Annotated in this window: 15 protein-coding genes; 9 read left to right on the top strand and 6 right to left on the bottom strand. The window is 73.5% G+C overall.

Annotation, left to right across the window (positions count from 1 at the left end):
• Positions 1 to 62 precede the first annotated feature (62 nt).
• Positions 63 to 3,374, top strand: coding sequence for a FlgD immunoglobulin-like domain containing protein (locus tag ABD981_RS18885; RefSeq protein WP_123954586.1), 3,312 nt, complete (start codon positions 63 to 65; stop codon positions 3,372 to 3,374).
• A 56-nt stretch (positions 3,375 to 3,430) separates the two neighbouring features.
• Here the strand turns inward: ABD981_RS18885 and ABD981_RS18880 are convergent, their stop codons facing one another.
• Positions 3,431 to 4,237 (bottom strand): alpha/beta fold hydrolase, encoded by an 807-nt coding sequence (locus tag ABD981_RS18880; protein ID WP_046908565.1) that lies wholly within the window; start codon positions 4,235 to 4,237, stop codon positions 3,431 to 3,433.
• 156 nt (positions 4,238 to 4,393) lie between these two features.
• Here ABD981_RS18880 and ABD981_RS18875 point away from each other — a divergent pair, with 156 nt between their 5' ends.
• Positions 4,394 to 5,254: a phosphatidylinositol-specific phospholipase C gene (locus ABD981_RS18875; protein ID WP_046908566.1), complete on the top strand. Its 861-nt coding sequence runs from the start codon at positions 4,394 to 4,396 to the stop codon at positions 5,252 to 5,254.
• Here ABD981_RS18875 and ABD981_RS18870 read toward each other — a convergent pair.
• The 5 genes from ABD981_RS18870 to ABD981_RS18850 form a co-directional block, all read right to left on the bottom strand.
• Positions 5,219 to 6,694 carry a sensor histidine kinase gene (locus ABD981_RS18870; RefSeq protein WP_046908567.1) on the bottom strand — a complete coding sequence of 492 codons (1,476 nt, stop codon included), beginning with the start codon at positions 6,692 to 6,694 and terminating at the stop codon, positions 5,219 to 5,221. The genes ABD981_RS18875 and ABD981_RS18870 overlap by 36 nt on opposite strands.
• Complete coding sequence (locus ABD981_RS18865) at positions 6,691 to 7,428, bottom strand: response regulator transcription factor (RefSeq protein WP_046908568.1); 738 nt, start codon at positions 7,426 to 7,428, stop codon at positions 6,691 to 6,693. The genes ABD981_RS18870 and ABD981_RS18865 overlap by 4 nt, the downstream gene beginning before the upstream one ends.
• 20 nt (positions 7,429 to 7,448) lie before the next feature.
• Positions 7,449 to 8,540, bottom strand: coding sequence for a S1C family serine protease (locus ABD981_RS18860; protein ID WP_046908569.1), 1,092 nt, complete (start codon positions 8,538 to 8,540; stop codon positions 7,449 to 7,451).
• Positions 8,541 to 8,676: 136 nt separating this feature from the next.
• Positions 8,677 to 9,699, bottom strand: a complete 1,023-nt coding sequence (locus tag ABD981_RS18855) for a LacI family DNA-binding transcriptional regulator (protein WP_046908570.1) — start codon at positions 9,697 to 9,699, stop codon at positions 8,677 to 8,679.
• A 61-nt stretch (positions 9,700 to 9,760) separates the two neighbouring features.
• Entirely contained in the window at positions 9,761 to 10,546 is a 786-nt protein-coding gene (locus ABD981_RS18850) for a response regulator transcription factor (protein ID WP_046908571.1), read from the bottom strand.
• 233 nt (positions 10,547 to 10,779) lie between these two features.
• Here ABD981_RS18850 and ABD981_RS18845 point away from each other — a divergent pair, with 233 nt between their 5' ends.
• The 7 genes from ABD981_RS18845 to ABD981_RS18820 all read left to right on the top strand — a co-directional run bounded on the left by ABD981_RS18845 (position 10,780) and on the right by ABD981_RS18820 (position 15,653).
• Positions 10,780 to 11,604: an alpha/beta hydrolase family protein gene (locus ABD981_RS18845; RefSeq protein WP_123954587.1), complete on the top strand. Its 825-nt coding sequence runs from the start codon at positions 10,780 to 10,782 to the stop codon at positions 11,602 to 11,604.
• Between the two features lie 45 nt (positions 11,605 to 11,649).
• Entirely contained in the window at positions 11,650 to 11,904 is a 255-nt protein-coding gene (locus ABD981_RS18840) for a MoaD/ThiS family protein (RefSeq protein ID WP_046908573.1), read from the top strand.
• A gap of 10 nt (positions 11,905 to 11,914) precedes the next feature.
• On the top strand, positions 11,915 to 13,192 hold the full coding sequence (locus tag ABD981_RS18835; protein ID WP_046908574.1) for a hypothetical protein: 1,278 nt from the start codon (positions 11,915 to 11,917) through the stop codon (positions 13,190 to 13,192).
• A 113-nt stretch (positions 13,193 to 13,305) separates the two neighbouring features.
• Positions 13,306 to 13,995, top strand: a complete 690-nt coding sequence (locus ABD981_RS18830; protein ID WP_046908575.1) for an LmeA family phospholipid-binding protein — start codon at positions 13,306 to 13,308, stop codon at positions 13,993 to 13,995.
• Between the two features lie 242 nt (positions 13,996 to 14,237).
• Complete coding sequence (locus ABD981_RS38930; protein WP_350497993.1) at positions 14,238 to 14,318, top strand: putative leader peptide; 81 nt, start codon at positions 14,238 to 14,240, stop codon at positions 14,316 to 14,318.
• Positions 14,319 to 14,466: 148 nt separating this feature from the next.
• Entirely contained in the window at positions 14,467 to 15,312 is an 846-nt protein-coding gene (locus ABD981_RS18825; protein ID WP_046908576.1) for a sulfurtransferase, read from the top strand.
• 53 nt (positions 15,313 to 15,365) lie between these two features.
• Positions 15,366 to 15,653 (top strand): DUF1416 domain-containing protein, encoded by a 288-nt coding sequence (locus tag ABD981_RS18820; protein WP_046908577.1) that lies wholly within the window; start codon positions 15,366 to 15,368, stop codon positions 15,651 to 15,653.
• Positions 15,654 to 15,741: the final 88 nt, after the last annotated feature.

Raw genomic sequence — 15,741 nt, 5'->3', positions numbered from 1 at the left:
GAACCTGTTCGAGTCGCTGTTACGCTCGTTCAATTCGGAACTTCTGGGGAGGGGTTCAGCCCATGGACAGAGGGTGGGGAAAACCGCGGAGGGGCGCGCTCGCGCTCGCCGCGGCGACGGCGGCGCTGGTCGCGCTGACGCCGGCGGGAGCGGGGATCGCGTACGCCGCTGAGGGGGACGCGCCGGCCGAGCTGGTGATCCCGGCGGAGGAGAGGACCGACCCGTACGCGTCGGTCGTGCGACCGGGTACGACGGGCTTCCTGCAGGGCGACTCGGCCGGCGGTTTCCGCTGGTACGCGTACGCCGACGGCGGCTCCACGGCCTTCGCGGACGGCGGCGCGCAGATCTTCGGCAACGGCACGGACACCCTGGCCCGCGTGGACGAGCAGTCGGGCAAGGTCGTCTTCCAGAACGGCGGGGGCGGCCCCGAGGAGACGTTCGTCATCGGGGCGGGCCGGCACGTCCTGAGCCTGGCCGGACGCACGGTCGTCGCCGAGCTCGCGGGCTTCGGCGGCCCGCCGCACACGTACTCCGTCGAGAACGGCGCCGTGGTCGACCGCGTGGTCACCGGGCTGCCGGCCGACGCGCAGGAGTTCGTGGTGCAGGGGGCCACCGCGTCCGGCTTCCTGCTGTCGTACCAGGCCGGCCAGGGGAGCGCGCTCGCCTGGGTCGATCTGTCCGGCGGCACGCCGACGGCGCGGGAGATCGACGGCGGACCGCGGTCCGCGTTCGTCTCCGGCGACGACCTGCTCCTGGTCACCGGCGACGGGAGGCTGCGCGTGCGGGACCTCACGGGCGACTGGTCCGCACCCGTCCGCGAGACCTCCTGGACCGGCGAGGAGTCCCCGCTGGCCGTCCGGGGCGACCGGGTCCTGAGTGCGCGGAGCGAGGCCGACGGGCGGCTGACGCTGCTGTCCCGCCCCTTCGGGGGCGGCGCCCAGACGAAGGTGCTCGACGGCCTGGCCGCGATGCCGAGGAGCGGCGGCGGATCCCTGCTCGCCGTCGTCGACGACGAGCAGGACCCCTCGCGCCCGGTGTACCGCGTCGCGGCCGGCGCCGACGGCGAGTTCGCGGCCACGAAGGTGGCCGTCGTCCCGTCCCAGCGCACCCTCACGCTCGGCGTCACCGCCGCGCAGGGCGTCCTGAACGCCGTCGACGAGGTGCCCCCGGGCAGCGAGCACCGACTGCGCTCCCTCACGCTGACGGCCGGCGGGCCGCTCGCCGCGGGCGCCCGGGTCGACCGGGGGACGGACCCCGAGCTCGACCGGTACTTCGGGGTCCCCACGGGCGACGGGCGGACCGTCTTCGCCGGCGGCTTCAGCCTGTACGTCCTGGAGGCCGGGGCGAAGCTGCCCCCCGCCTACACGGGGGCGTGGGACCTGGGCGAGCGGGGTGTCCTCGGCGCCTCCGGCCGGTACGTCTCCTACCGTGACGTGGCCGGCGCGACGCGGGTCTTCGACCTGGACGCCCGGGACGACACCACCCCGCGCGGCCTCGTCAAGGGAGCCCCGACGGCGCTGAACGGCGGCACCCTGTGGGCCTCGAACGCCACCCCGGGCGCGGTCGAGGCGATCGACCTGCGCACCGGGGCCGTCACCCGGAAGGCGACCGTCGCCGACTGCGTCCTGAAGGACGTCCAGGCGGTCGGCGCCGACCTCTACTGGAAGTGCGACGCGAAGTCCGGCGTCCTGAACACCGCGACGCAGGTGAACACCGCCCTGCCCGCGCACACGGCGGCCCGGCTCGGCGACGGTTACGTCACCCACGTGAAGGACGGGCTCCTCTCCCTGACGCCGCTGCGGGGCGGCGGCCGGACCCGCGAGATCGGCCGGCAGACCGACGAGGATCCCGAGCGCGGCTGGACCGTCGACCGCTTCGGCGGTCACACCGTGTCCGTCGACGCCCACCAGCGCCTGCACGTCGTGCCGAGCGGCGTCCCGGCCTCGGACCTGTCCGTGCTCGACTCCGAGCTGCCCGGCGACGTCTTCGACGTCGAGGAGGCCACCCCCTGGACCGCGAAGTGGTGGCTGTCCAAGCCCGCCGCGTCCTGGACGCTGACCGTCAGGGACGGGGCCGGGAAGGCCGTGCGGACCCTGGGCGGCGGGGACACCCGCGGACTCGTGAAGGCCGTCTGGGACGGCAAGGACGAGGCCGGGACCGTGGTCCCCGACGGGCGGTACGCGTACGAGCTCGCCGTCGTGCCCGCCGACGGGGCCGGCGGCGAACTGCGCCGGACCGGCGGGACGCTCCTGACGCGCGGCGGGCTCGGGGCGTACGAGCCGGTGACACCGGCCCGGATCCTCGACACCCGCAGCGGCCTCGGCGCGCGCAAGAGCCCCGTCTACACGGGCGACTCGGTGACCCTCCAGGTCGCCGGCCGCGCGGGGGTCCCGGCGACCGGGGTCTCGGCGGTCGTGCTGAACGTGACGGCGACGAACGTCTCGGCCGCCACGTACGTGTCGGTCTACCCGTACGGGACGCAGCGCTCCATCGCCTCGAACCTGAACGCGACGGCCGGCCGGACCGTGTCCAACCTGGTCACCGTGCCGGTCAGGGACGGCAAGGTGACGCTGTACAACTTCCGGGGCTCGCTCGACCTGGTCGCGGACGTGGCCGGCTCGTACACGATGAGCGGCCCGGGCCACCGGTTCTCCCCGGTGACGCCGTCCCGGCTCCTCGACACCCGTGCCGGTCTCGGCGCGCCCAGGGCCAAGGTCGGCCCGGCGCGGACGGTGAGCGTGCAGGTCGCGGGCCGCGGCGGGGTGCCGGCGGCCGGGGTGTCCGCGGTCGTGCTGAACGTGACCGCGACCGGTCCGACGTCCGCCGGCTTCGTGTCCGTCTACCCGTACGGCACCCAGCGGACCAGCGCGTCCAACCTGAACACGGCGGCCGGTGAGACCGTCGCCAACGCGGTGGTCGTCCCGGTGAAGGACGGCAAGGTCACGCTCTACAACCACGCGGGCTCGGTCGACCTGCTGGCCGACGTGTCCGGCTACTTCGCCGCGGGCGACCGGGGCGCGCTGTTCCACCCGCTGGCCCCGGCGCGACTCGTCGACACCCGGAAGGCCTTGGGCGGGCGGACGCTCGGCCCGGCGCAGAGCCTGGCGCTGCCGGTCGCGGGGATCGGAGGGGTGCCGGCGAGCGGCGCCTCGGCGGTGGTGCTGAACATGACGGGGACCGGCGCGACGAAGGCGACGTACCTGGCGGCCACGACGAAGCCGGGGACCCCGACGGTCTCCAGCATCAACCTGCTGCCGGGGCGGACCGTGCCGAACCTGGTGGTCGTGCCGGTCGTGGACGGGAAGCTCTACCTCTACAACCACACCGGTTCGACGGACGTGATCGTGGACGTCTTCGGGTACTACACCGGCTGACGTCCCGGGTGGGCGGAGGGGCGGTGCGCCGGGTGCGCGCCGCCCCTCCGGCGCGTTCAGAGGCCGGCCAGGAACTCCCGCACCGCCTTCTCGAAGCCCCGCGGGTCGCCCAGCTGCACGAAGTGGTCGGTGTCGAGCTCGACCAGGGTCGTGCCCGGGCGGCGGGCGGTCATCTCGCGGGCGTGCTCCCCGGAGAGGACCTGGCTGCGCGTGCCGCGGACCAGGAGGGCGGGGCAGTCGCTCCCGAGCCAGGCGGACCAGTGGTCGCCGTGGACGAGGTGCTCGGAGTCGACGGTGTCCCGGGGGTGGAAGGGGAGGCGCCAGCCGTCGGCGTGCGGGCGCAGGTGCGGGGCGACGGCGGGGCCGAAGGGGCCGCAGGCGGCGATCAGTTCGTCGCGGGTGGGGGCGGTGTAGGGGAAGCCGAGGACGAAGGAGAGCGGGCTCGTGCCGGGGTCGGGCAGGTCGGCGGCCGCGTCGGTGTCGACGAGCGCGGCCACGCGCCCGGGGTGTGCGGCGGCCAGGTGGTACGCGTTGACCGCGCCGAGCGAGTGGCCGAGGACGGCCACGCGGTCCAGGCCCAGGTGGTCGAGCAGCGCCAGGGCGTCGGAGACGTACCCCTCGCGGCCGTAGTCGGCGGCCCGGTCCGAGTCGCCGTGGCCGCGCTGGTCGAGGGCGACGACCCGCCGGTCCCGGCCCAGTGCCGCGGCGAGGTGGGCGAAGGAGGCGGCCTCGGAGAGGTGCCCGTGGAGGGCGAGCAGGGGGAGGGCGGCGGTGCCGCGTGCGGTGTCCGGGGCCTGCGCGTCGGGGGTGAAGTCGAGGTAGGAGAGGGTGCGGCCGTCGGCGGTGGTGCATTCCTTGCGCATGTCGGGTCTCCCAGGGGCTGGCGGGTCGTCGGATCGGGCGGGGCGACAGCCCGACTATACGCATGTATATGACGGACGTACAAGACGGTTGTATAGATCGCTTGTACCGGTTCGAGCTATGGCAGGGTCACGTCAAGCGATGCCATAGTCCGTCCCATGGACCGACGACGCTTTCTCGCGGGCGCCGCCGCAGCCTCCGGCGCCCTGCTCCTGGGTGCCCCCTCCGCCCGGGCGGCCACCGCCCTCGGGACGCAGGACTGGATGGCTGCCCACGGCGACCCCACCCCGCTCCAGAGGCTCACGATCCCCGGCACCCACGACTCGGGGGCGCGCTACGGCGGGCCCTGGACCGAGTGCCAGAACACCACCATCGCCCAGCAACTGGACAGCGGCATCCGGTTCCTGGACGTGCGGTGCAGGGTGACCGGCGGATCGTTCGCGATCCACCACGGGGCCTCCTACCAGAACCTCATGTTCGGCGACGTCCTCGGCGCCTGCTGGGACTTCCTCGCCGCCCACCCCACCGAGACCGTCCTGATGCGGGTCAAGCAGGAGTACTCGTCCGAGTCCGACGCGGCCTTCCGCGCGGTCTTCGACGACTACCTCGACCGCCGCGGCTGGCGGCCCCTCTTCCGGATCGGCGACGGCGTCCCCACCCTCGGCGAGGCCCGCGGCCGGGTCGTGCTCCTCGCCGACAACGGGGGACTGCCCGGGCTGCGGTGGGCCGACGGCACGTACTTCGACGTGCAGGACGACTACCAGGCCGAACCCTTCGGCAAGTGGCCGAAGATCAGGGACCAGTTCCGCAAGGCGGCCGGCCGGCCCGACCGGTTCTACGTCAACTTCGTCTCCACCGCCGCCGCCCTCCCGCCCCGGTGGAACGCCGACCGGCTCAACCCGCAGGTGCACGGACTGCTCGACGGGGAGGGCGCCGGCTGGAAGGGGCTGGGGATCGTCCCCATGGACTTCCCCAACACCCGCTCAGGACTGGTCGAGTCCCTCATCCGGCACAACTGAACCGCCCGGCGGCAGCGCCGAGGGTGACGGCGGTGGCGGTGTCGGGGCACCCGGCAGCCGCACCGTCGCCACCGTGCCGCCGCCCTCCGCCGGAGTGAGCGCGACCGTGCCGCCCGCCTGGCCGACCGTGCGGGCCACGATCGACAGACCGAGCCCCGAACCCGGCAGGCTGCGCGCCGACGGCGAGCGCCAGAAACGGTCGAAGACGTGCGGGAGCTCGTCCGCCGGGATGCCCGGACCGTGGTCCCGCACCGTCAGCTCGCCCCGCATCAGGGTCACCTCGACCGTCCCGCGCGGCGGCGAGAACTTCACCGCGTTGTCCAGGACGTTCACCAGCGCCCGCTCCAGACCCGCCTGCTCCGCCCGTACGTACCAGGGCGCCAGGTCCGTCACGAAGGTCAGCTCCGGGCCGCGCAGCCGCGCCCGGTCCAGCGCCGAGCGCAGGATCGTGTGCAGCGGCACCACCTCCAGCGGCCCGCGGGCCGCCGCGTCCGGCCGCGACAGCTCCTGGAGGTCGCCGATCAGCGCCGCCAGCTCCGTCATCTGCGCCTTCACCGAGGCCATCAGCGCCCGCCTGTCCTCCGGCGGCAGCGCCCGGCCGGTCTCCTCGCTGCGGGCCAGCAGCTCGACGTTGGTGCGGAGCGAGGTCAGCGGCGTGCGCAGCTCGTGGCCCGCGTCCGCGATCAGCTGCGCCTGCCGGTCGCGGGAGGTCGCGAGCGCGGCCGTCATCGCGTTGAAGGAGCGCGACAGACGGGCGATCTCGTCCTCGCCCTCGACCGGGATCCGGACCGTCAGGTCCTCGGTCGCCGCGACGTGTTCGACCGCCCCGGTCAGCCGGTGCACCGGCTCCAGGCCGGTCCGCGCCACCCACAGGCCGGCCGCCCCGGCACCGACCACGCCGATGCCGGAGACGAGCAGCAGCACCCAGGCGAGCGTGGACATCGAGTTGTCGATCTCGTACGTGGGCCGGGCGACGGAGACCGCGACCGGCTGCGAGAGCGGCTGCCGGATCAGGTTCATGGGGTACGTGTAGACCCGCATCTCCGTGCCGTCCGCGGCGTTCGTCGTGTGCAGCGCGGACGAGAGCCGGCCCTGCGCCACCGCCGTGTCCGAGGACTGCGCCGGGATCACCGAGCGGCCCGTGGAGCAGAGCACCTCGCCGTCGGTGGACACGATCTGCAGGGTCTGGCCGCCGCGCGGCGCCGGCGGCGGCCGGTTCTGGGTGGTCGCCCCGCAGGAGCTCAGCAGCTTCTGGGCGTCCTGCGGGGTGAGCTGCGCCGAGCGCAGCGAGTCGTCCAGCTCCGCCTCCAGCTGGGCCCGGGTCACGAACCAGCAGGCCACCGAGACCGCCGCCACCGCGACCGCCACCGCGAGCGCCGTCAGCAGCGCCAGCCGGGAACGCAGCGGCCGCGAGCGGAACCAGGCCACCGGGCTGGTCACTCCGCGCCCCCGCCGCGCAGCACGTAGCCGACCCCGCGCACGGTGTGCACGAGGCGCGGCTCGCCGCCCGCCTCGGTCTTGCGGCGCAGGTACATCACGTACACGTCCAGGGAGTTCGAGCTGGGTTCGAAGTCGAAGCCCCAGACGGCCTTCAGGATCTGCTCGCGGGTGAGCACCTGCCGCGGGTGCGCCAGGAACATCTCCAGGAGCGTGAACTCGGTGCGGGTCAGCTCCACCGGCCGCCCGCCCCGGCTCACCTCGCGCGTGGTCAGGTCCATCCGCAGGTCCTCGAAGGAGAGCACGTCGCCCTCGGGCCGGGGCCCGGCCTGCGGCGCCGCGTAGGAGCTGCGCCGCAGCAGCGCGCGGATCCGGGCGAACAGCTCGTCCAGCTCGAAGGGCTTGACCAGGTAGTCGTCCGCGCCCGCGTCGAGGCCGGTGACCCGGTCGCCGACGGTGTCGCGGGCGGTCAGCATCAGGATGGGCACGGTTGAGCCGGAGGCCCGGATGCGGCGGGCCGCGGTCAGGCCGTCCATGCGGGGCATCTGGACGTCGAGGACGACGAGGTCGGGCCCGTACGACTCCATCTTGGCGAGCGCGTCGAGCCCGTCGACGGCGTCCTCGGTCCCGTACCCCTCGAAGGCGAGGCTGCGGCGCAGCGCCTCGCGCACGGCGGGCTCGTCGTCCACGATGAGGATGCGCTCGGCGCGTTCGGCTTCGTTCTGCTGGCCAGTCATGGGGCCAGCGTCCCATGTGTTCAGGCGGCACCGCCCGAGCGCAGGCTGTCCAGGTCGGCCTTGAGGGTGTCCACCGGGATCGCGAATCCGAGGCCGACGCTGCCGGCCGTGGAGCCGCCGCCGGAACTGGGCGAATACATGGCCGAATTGATTCCGATGATCTCGCCGTTCATATTGATCAGCGCGCCGCCGGAATTACCGGGATTGAGCGAGGCGTCGGTCTGGATCGCCTTGTACGTGGTCTTCGAGGAGCCGGTGTCGCCGTTGAACTGGCGGCCGCCGAACTCGAACGGCCACCCCTGGCGCGGGTCCCACTGCTGCCCCTGGCCGCCCTGGTCCTGCCCCTGCCCGCCCTCGTCCTTGGCGACGGTCACGTCGCGGTCGAGCGCGGAGACGATGCCGCTCGTGACGGTGCCGGTCAGGCCCTCGGGGGAGCCGATCGCCACGACCTCGTCGCCGACCCGCACCTTGGAGGAGTCGCCGAGGGTGGCCGCCTTGAGGCCGGAGGCGCCCTCCAGCTTGATCAGCGCCAGGTCCTTGTCCGGGTCGGTGCCGACGACCTTGGCGTCGTAGCTCTTGCCGTCGGAGGTCTGCACCTTGATCGTCGAGGCGCCGGAGATGACGTGGTTGTTGGTGACGATCTCGCCGTCCCCGGTGATGATCACGCCGGAGCCGGTGGACTTGCCGGCGGACGAGCTCGCGGAGATCTCCACGATGGAGGGGGAGACCGCCTGGGCGACCCCGGCGACCGTGCCCTTGCTGCTCGCCGACACGTTGGTGCCGCTCACCGAGCCGGACGCGGTGACGGCGCCGTCGGAGGTCCAGCGCTCCACGAGGGTCGCGGTGCCGCCGCCGACCGCCGCGGCGGCGATGGCCACGGCCGCCATCAGGCCGACCCCGCGCCTGGCCCGGCGGCGCGGCCCGGGGGCGGGCGCCGGGGCGGCGAAGGCCGGCTCCTGCGGGGTCTGCGGCGGCGGGGGGTACCCGCCGGCCGGGGCGTGCCCGCCGGACGGCCAGACGGTGGTGCCCGGCTCGGTGCTGATGGGCTCCGCCGGGTCGTACGGCGGCCGCGGCGGGTAGTACGGCTGCTGGGGCTGCTGGTTGTCCGTCATGGATATGACGATCGGCGCCGTTCATGAGAACGGCCTGAGGGCGGGGTGAGAAGCCCGACAGAAGCGCGTATGCCCGATATAAAGACCTCTCCGGGAGGGCGGCCTCCCGGGCCAGGGGCGCTCCCCCCGATGGCGCTCAGCCGCAGCCGCAGGAGCGGCGCACGATCAGCGCCGACGGGAACTGCTTCACGCGCTCGCGGCGCGAGCCGGAGACCCGGATCGAGTCGTCGAGCACCAGGTCCACCGCCGCCCGGGCCATCGCCGGACGGTCGGAGTAGACGGTGGTCAGCGGCGGGTCCGAGAGCGCCGCCTCCTTGACGTCGTCGAAGCCCGCCACCGCGAGCTCCGTCGGCACGTCGATCCGCAGCTCGCGGGCGGCCCGCAGCACACCGAAGGCCTGGTCGTCCGTCGAGCAGAAGATGGCCGGCGGCCGGTCGGGGCCGGCGAGCACCTTCAGCGCCACCTGGTAGGCGTCGTAGCGGTTGTACGGCGCCTGGAAGAGCCGGCCCTCGACGGAGAGCCCGGCCTCGACCATGGCCCGCCGCCAGCCCTCCTCGTGGTCGGCGACCGGGTCGCCGACGGCCGGGGTGTTCGGGATGCCGCCCATGCAGGCCACGTACGGGTGCCCGTGCTCCAGGAGGTGCCGGACGGCGAGCTGGGCGCCGCCGATGTCGTCGGTGACGACCGCGACGTCGTCGATCGCCTCGGGCCGCTCGTGCAGCAGCACCACGCGGGCGTCCCAGGCCTCGATCTCGCTCGCGGCCTGCTCGCTCATGCCCTGGCTGACCAGGATCAGACCGGAGACCCGCATGCCGAGGAAGGCCCGCAGGTAGTGGATCTCGCGCTCGGTGCGGTAGTCGGAGTTGCCGACGAGCACCATCTTCCCGCGCTCGGCGGCGGCCTGCTCGACCGCGTGCGCCATCTCCGCGAAGAAGGGCTGGCGGGCGTCCGGGACGACCATGCCTATGAGATCCGTGCGCCGGGACGCCATCGCCTGGGCCACCCGGTCGGGGCGGTAGCCCAGCTCCTTGATGGCGGCGAGGACACGCTCGCGCGTGGCCGGGGCGACCGGCCGGGGTCCGTTGTTGATGACGTAACTCACGACCGCGGTCGAAGTACCCGCCAGTCGCGCTACGTCATCCCGCGTCACCTTGGCCACGCGCGGCAGTCTACGCGGGGTGACCTACCTACCGGCAGGTCGCGTTGTGGCATACGCCACGTTAACGGTCCTCCACCGGAGTGAGTTCCCGCGCGGCTTCCTTGACGCGGGCCTCCGTCCGGCCCCCGCTCCTGGCCTCCTGCTGCGCCCGCGCCTCCTCGGCCGCACGCTCCACCTTCTCGGGGGTGACGAAGCGGTAGCCGACGTTCCGGACGGTGCCGATCAGCGACTCGTGCTCCGGGCCGAGCTTCGCCCGCAGACGCCGTACGTGGACGTCGACCGTTCGGGTGCCGCCGAAGTAGTCGTAGCCCCAGACCTCCTGGAGCAGCTGGGCGCGGGTGAACACCCGGCCCGGGTGCTGGGCCAGGTACTTGAGGAGCTCGAACTCCTTGAAGGTCAGGTCCAGGACCCGGCCCTTCAGCTTGGCGCTGTACGTCGCCTCGTCCACCGACAGGTCGCCGTTGCGGATCTCCATCGGGGAGTCGTCCGCGACGATCTGCTGCCGGCCCATCGCGAGCCGGAGCCGGGCCTCGACCTCGGCCGGGCCCGCGGTGTCGAGCAGCACGTCGTCGATGCCCCAGTCGGCGGTGACGGCCGCGAGGCCGCCCTCCGTCACGACCAGGATCAGCGGACAGCCGGGCCCCGTGGAGCGCAGCAGCTGGCACAGCGAGCGGACCTGCGGGAGGTCGCGCCGCCCGTCGACGAGGATCACGTCGGCGCCGGGGGTGTCCACGAGCGCCGGGCCCTCGGCGGGGGCCACGCGCACGTTGTGCAGCAGCAGGCCGAGGGCGGGCAGCACCTCGGTCGACGGCTGGAGGGCATTGGTCAGGAGCAGCAGTGAGCTCATCGCGCCCCACCTGCCCGGGTCGTCGCTCGTTCGTACGTCGTCGTTCGCTCGTCCATGACGTCGGTTCCTCCTCGGTCCCTGCGAGGACGTCTGCGGCACTGCTTTCCGTACTGCTCACGCGTGGCTCTCGCGCCCTGAGAGCTTTCGGTAATCCGTCCGTAACAACGGTCGGAAAACACAAAAGGACCCGGGGGCTGCGTTGCCCGGATCCTCTCGCAAGCAGAATAGCCCACATGAGTTCCGAGGCAGAGGGGCGATTTCACATGGTGGATGTTTCCTCGCTCACTTCCGTCCATGATCGCGACGCCCGCCGTGCGATGTTGCGTACCGATGACGGTGTCCGGATCGAGGCGGTTTACGAACCGTCCACCGCAAGTGTCACCGATACGGCGGTGGTGGTCGCCCACGGGTTCACCGGGTCGGTCGACCGCCCCGCCCTCCGGCGCGCCGCCCTCGCCCTGCGGGAACACGCGCACGTCGTCTCCTTCTCCTTCCGCGGCCACGGCGGCTCCGGAGGCCGCTCGACCGTCGGCGACCGCGAGGTCCTCGACCTGGCCGCGGCCGTCCGCTGGGCCCGTGAGCTCGGGCACACCCGGGTGGCGACGGTCGGCTTCTCCATGGGCGGCTCGGTCGTGCTGCGGCACGCGGCCCTGGAGCGCGGCACCGGCGCGCACACCGACGCCGTCGCCGCCGTCAGCGCCCCGGCCCGCTGGTACTACCGGGGGACGCCCTCGATGCGGCGGGTGCACTGGGTGGTGACCCGGCCGGTCGGCCGGCTGGTCGGGCGCTACGGGCTGGGCACCCGGATCGACCGCAGGGACTGGGACCCCGTGCCGCTCTCCCCGGTCGAGGCCGTGCCGCTGATCGCGCCGACCCCGCTGCTGGTCGTGCACGGCGACCGCGACCCGTACTTCCCGCTCGACCACCCCCGCAGCCTGGTGGCCGCGGCGCCCGAGGGCACGGCCGAGCTGTGGCTCGAGCGCGGGATGGGGCACGCGGAGAACGCGGCCGGCGAGGAACTGCTCGCCCGGCTCGGCGGCTGGCTCGCCCGGCCATAGCCCATCATGGGGGGCGGCGCGCACACGAACGAAGGGAGTGCCGCTATGGCAGCGGGAACCATCCGCTACTGGGCCGCGGCGAAGGCGGCCGCCGGTGTGGCCGAGGAGCCGTACGCGGCCCGGACCCTGGCCGAGGCGCTCGACGCGGCCCGCGAGAGGCACCCCGGCGAGCTGGTCCGGGTCCTCCAGCGCTGCTCGTTCCTGATCGACGGCGACCCCGTCGGCACCCGCGCCCATGAGACGGTACGGCTGGCGGAGGGCGGCACGGTCGAGGTGCTCCCCCCGTTCGCAGGAGGGTGAACCGCACGCCATGAGCAGTGACCAGCACTATCCGTACGAGCCGCAGGGCGGTCAGGGCGGTCAGCCGTACGACCCGCACGTCACCCAGACGTGGGAGGGGCAGACCTGGGACACCCAGTTCCAGCCGACGGTGCAGCCCCAGCAGCCCCAGCAGCCCGTGTCGTACGACACGGCGTACCTGCCGCCGCAGGGCCAGACGCAGGGCCACGCGCAGGCCCCGGAGACGTACGGCCACGGGTACACCACGGGCGGGCACCCGCTGCCGCCCGAGAGCCCGGCCGCGTACCCGCAGGCGTACGGGACGCCCGCGCCGGTGTACGGGACGCCGGCGCCCGCTCACGAGGCTCCTGCGCCCGTGTACGGGACGCCCGCGCCCGCTCACGAGGCTCCGGCGCCCGCGTACGAGGCGGCCGCGTACGCCGAGGCGCCGGCACCCGTACCCGCCGCATCCGCGCCGGCCTCCGGGCCCGAGGGCGCGGTCGACGCCGACGGCCCCGCCTACTCCACCCCCACCATGGGCGGCAACGCCCGGATCACCGACGCCCAGCGGGCCCGCGCCGAGGGCCGCTCGCCGGTCATCGAACCCGGGATGCAGCCGGCCGCGCTGACCGCCGTGCTCGGCGTGCTGCTCGCGGTGGGCGCCTCGGCCGGCTCGTACGCGCTGCTCGTCCCGCTGCTGCTGCTCCAGGCGGTCACCGCCGCGGGCTGGTTCCGGCTCAACGGCATGTGGCCGGCCCGGCAGGGCATCGCCCTCGCCTTCCTGGGCGGCGTCACCGCCGACGTCGCCCTGCTCGCGGCCGGCCGGGAGAACGCGCCCGCCGCGATCCTGGGCACGCTCGGCGTCTGGGTGCTGCTCACGCTCGTGCTCCAGCTCCGCAGCCACGCCGACCCCGACGAGCGGATGTACGGCCTGATGGCGACGGTCGCCTCGGCGGCCCTCGCGGTCCTGGCCGCCGGCCACCTCGGCGCCGAGCCGGACGCGGTGGTCGTCGGCGGCGTGGCGGTCGCCGCCGCGGTCCTCGCCCGCGCGGTGCCGCTGCCCGGCCCGGTCTCCGTGGTCGTGGCGCTGCTCGCCGCCGCGGGCGGCGGCATCGCCGCCGGCGGGCTCACCGACCTGGGCGCCTCCGGCGCGCTGCTCGGCCTGGTGGCCGGGGTGTGCGCCCTGATCGGGCTGCGGGTGGCCAGCTACGACTACCCCTCCCGCTTCGTGCACATGACGGCCGGTGTCGCGCTGCCGCTGACCGCCGCCGCGCCCGCCGTCTACCTGCTGGGACGGGCCCTGGCGTAACCGCCGCCACAGCCCGCAGGGGAACCGACCGGCCCCCCGACACGTCGATCTTCGTGTCGGGGGGCCGGATCCGTCCCGGAACCGTCGCGGAACGACTGAGGGGGAAGAGGACCATGAGGGCCCTGCGGATTGTGCTGATCCTGGCCGTCGTGCTCGGCGGGATCCTGGTCGGAGTGGACCGCCTGGCCGTGGCCTACGCGGAGTCGGAGGCGGCCGACCGGGTGCGGCTCGGGGCCGTACGGGCCGAGTCCACCGACGTCGACATCAAGGGCTTCCCGTTCCTCACCCAGGCCGCCGACAAGCGCCTCGACGAGGTCGAGGTCCGGCTGACCGGGGTCCGGGCGACCGCCGGGGGCCGCCCGGTGCGCATCGGCGAACTGACCGCCTCCCTGTACGACGTCACCCTGAACGAGGGCTACACGAGCGCCCGCGCGGCCTCCGCCACCGGCACCGCGCTGATCTCCTACGCGGACCTGGGCGCCGCCTCCGGCCGGGACGTCAAGGTCGCCTACGGCGAGGGCGGCAAGCTGAAGGTCACCGGCGGGGTGCACATCCTGGGCCGCACCCTCACCCGCAGCGTGCTGTCCACGGTGACCCTCGTGAACGGCGACACCCTCCGGGTGCGCGCCGACGCGGTGCCCGGCGAGGGCGTCCCGGGGCTGGAGGACCTGGTGCGCGCCCGCACCGACTTCGACCGCAGGATCGAGGGTCTGCCGCAGGGCATGAAGCTGGCCAAGGTGGAGGCCCGCGCGGACGGTCTCGCGGTGAGCGTGACCGGCAAGGACGTCGTCCTGGCGGGCTGAGCGGCCCCGGCGCCCCGCGCCCGCACCCTCCCCGCGTACCGCCGCAAACCGCCCCATCCCGGGGCTGGTGATCACATGCTGAGACGCCCCTGTCCGATCCGCAGAAGCGGAACCCGGACACGTCACCCCACAGGCTCCGGGGCGCCCCGGCCTTCTCGGCGCATCCCGAATGCCGGACGATCGCGTCTCAAAATACGACACACCGGTGACACGGCCGCCTGTCCGTCCCTACGATCGAGGGCATGAAGCGACAGGCGGATCTCACGAAGCGGCGGGCAGTAGACCTGTGCCGCGTCGCCGCCATGCTCTGTCGCTCCGTCTGAGCGGGACGCACTGCTCCCGTATTCCTCAGGCCCTACGACGTGACGTCGGGGCCACCCCTGCGCAGCAGCACCACCATCGCCCGCATGCGATGGCGCGTACCCGCACAAACTGCACGAACCGCCGCACACTGCCCCGGAGGAGAACAGCATGGCTCGCAGCGACGTCCTGGTCGACGCCGACTGGGTCGAGGCCAACCTCGACAACCCCCAGGTCGCCCTGGTCGAGGTCGACGAGGACACCTCGGCCTACGAGAAGAACCACATCCGCAACGCCATCCGGATCGACTGGACGAAGGACCTCCAGGACCCGGTCCGCCGTGACTTCATCGACCAGGAGGGCTTCGAGAAGCTCCTCTCGGCCAAGGGCATCGGCAACGACACCACGGTCGTCCTCTACGGCGGCAACAACAACTGGTTCGCCTCGTACGCCTACTGGTACTTCAAGCTCTACGGCCACCAGGACGTGAAGCTCCTCGACGGCGGCCGCAAGAAGTGGGAGCTCGACTCCCGCGACCTGGTCGACGGCTCCGAGGTCCCCAGCCGCCCGGCCACCGAGTACAAGGCCAAGCCCCAGGACACCTCGATCCGCGCCTTCCGCGACGACGTCGTGGCCGCGATCGGCGTCCAGAACCTGGTCGACGTGCGTTCGCCCGACGAGTTCTCCGGCAAGCTGCTCGCGCCGGCCCACCTCCCGCAGGAGCAGTCGCAGCGTCCGGGCCACGTCCCGTCCGCCCGCAACATCCCGTGGTCGAAGAACGCCAACGACGACGGCACCTTCAAGTCGGACGAGGACCTGAAGGCCCTCTACGAGGCCGAGCAGGTCGACCTGGCGAAGGACACCGTCGCCTACTGCCGCATCGGCGAGCGCTCCGCGCTCACCTGGTTCGTCCTGCACGAGCTGCTCGAGGTCTCGAACGTCAAGAACTACGACGGCTCGTGGACCGAGTACGGCTCCCTCGTCGGCGTGCCGATCGAGCTCGGCGCCAACAAGTAGTCCTCCGGACTCCTCCCCTTCTCCGGACCCCTCGACCGTAAGGACAGAACGACATGTGTGGAGCGCAGCCCGGCGGCCCCGACGCCTCGACGATCAAGCCCGGTGAGACCACCATCCAGGGCTTCGTGACCAAGGACGGCCAGCCCGTCACCGGTTACGTCCGCCTCCTGGACTCGACCGGCGAGTTCACGGCCGAGGTCCCGACCTCCGCCACCGGCCAGTTCCGCTTCTACGCGGCCGAGGGCACCTGGACCGTCCGCGCCCTGGTCCCCGGCGGCACCGCCGACCGCCAGGTCGTGGCCCAGAAGGGCGGCCTCGCCGAGGTCGCGATCGCGGTCTGACACCGCACACCGTGAACGGCCGGAGGGCCGTGCCTCCTGGGGGGTTGGACGCCATCACCAGGACCTGAGGCACGGCCCTTCGGCTTGC

The sequence above is a fragment of the Streptomyces showdoensis genome, from assembly GCF_039535475.1.
Taxonomy (GTDB): domain Bacteria; phylum Actinomycetota; class Actinomycetes; order Streptomycetales; family Streptomycetaceae; genus Streptomyces; species Streptomyces showdoensis.
Note: the sequence above shows the minus strand (reverse complement) of the source record. Positions and strands in the feature narration are given on the sequence as shown.

Coding starts and splice junctions, on each gene's coding strand:
- ABD981_RS18875 (WP_046908566.1), top strand. CDS start 4,394: ATGGACCGACGACGCTTTCTCGCGGGCGCCGCCGCAGCCTCCGGCGCC.
- ABD981_RS18865 (WP_046908568.1), bottom strand. CDS start 7,428: ATGACTGGCCAGCAGAACGAAGCCGAACGCGCCGAGCGCATCCTCATC.
- ABD981_RS18885 (WP_123954586.1), top strand. CDS start 63: ATGGACAGAGGGTGGGGAAAACCGCGGAGGGGCGCGCTCGCGCTCGCC.
- ABD981_RS18835 (WP_046908574.1), top strand. CDS start 11,915: ATGAGCAGTGACCAGCACTATCCGTACGAGCCGCAGGGCGGTCAGGGC.
- ABD981_RS18840 (WP_046908573.1), top strand. CDS start 11,650: ATGGCAGCGGGAACCATCCGCTACTGGGCCGCGGCGAAGGCGGCCGCC.
- ABD981_RS18825 (WP_046908576.1), top strand. CDS start 14,467: ATGGCTCGCAGCGACGTCCTGGTCGACGCCGACTGGGTCGAGGCCAAC.
- ABD981_RS38930 (WP_350497993.1), top strand. CDS start 14,238: ATGAAGCGACAGGCGGATCTCACGAAGCGGCGGGCAGTAGACCTGTGC.
- ABD981_RS18850 (WP_046908571.1), bottom strand. CDS start 10,546: ATGAGCTCACTGCTGCTCCTGACCAATGCCCTCCAGCCGTCGACCGAG.
- ABD981_RS18860 (WP_046908569.1), bottom strand. CDS start 8,540: ATGACGGACAACCAGCAGCCCCAGCAGCCGTACTACCCGCCGCGGCCG.
- ABD981_RS18845 (WP_123954587.1), top strand. CDS start 10,780: ATGAGTTCCGAGGCAGAGGGGCGATTTCACATGGTGGATGTTTCCTCG.
- ABD981_RS18820 (WP_046908577.1), top strand. CDS start 15,366: ATGTGTGGAGCGCAGCCCGGCGGCCCCGACGCCTCGACGATCAAGCCC.
- ABD981_RS18830 (WP_046908575.1), top strand. CDS start 13,306: ATGAGGGCCCTGCGGATTGTGCTGATCCTGGCCGTCGTGCTCGGCGGG.
- ABD981_RS18880 (WP_046908565.1), bottom strand. CDS start 4,237: ATGCGCAAGGAATGCACCACCGCCGACGGCCGCACCCTCTCCTACCTC.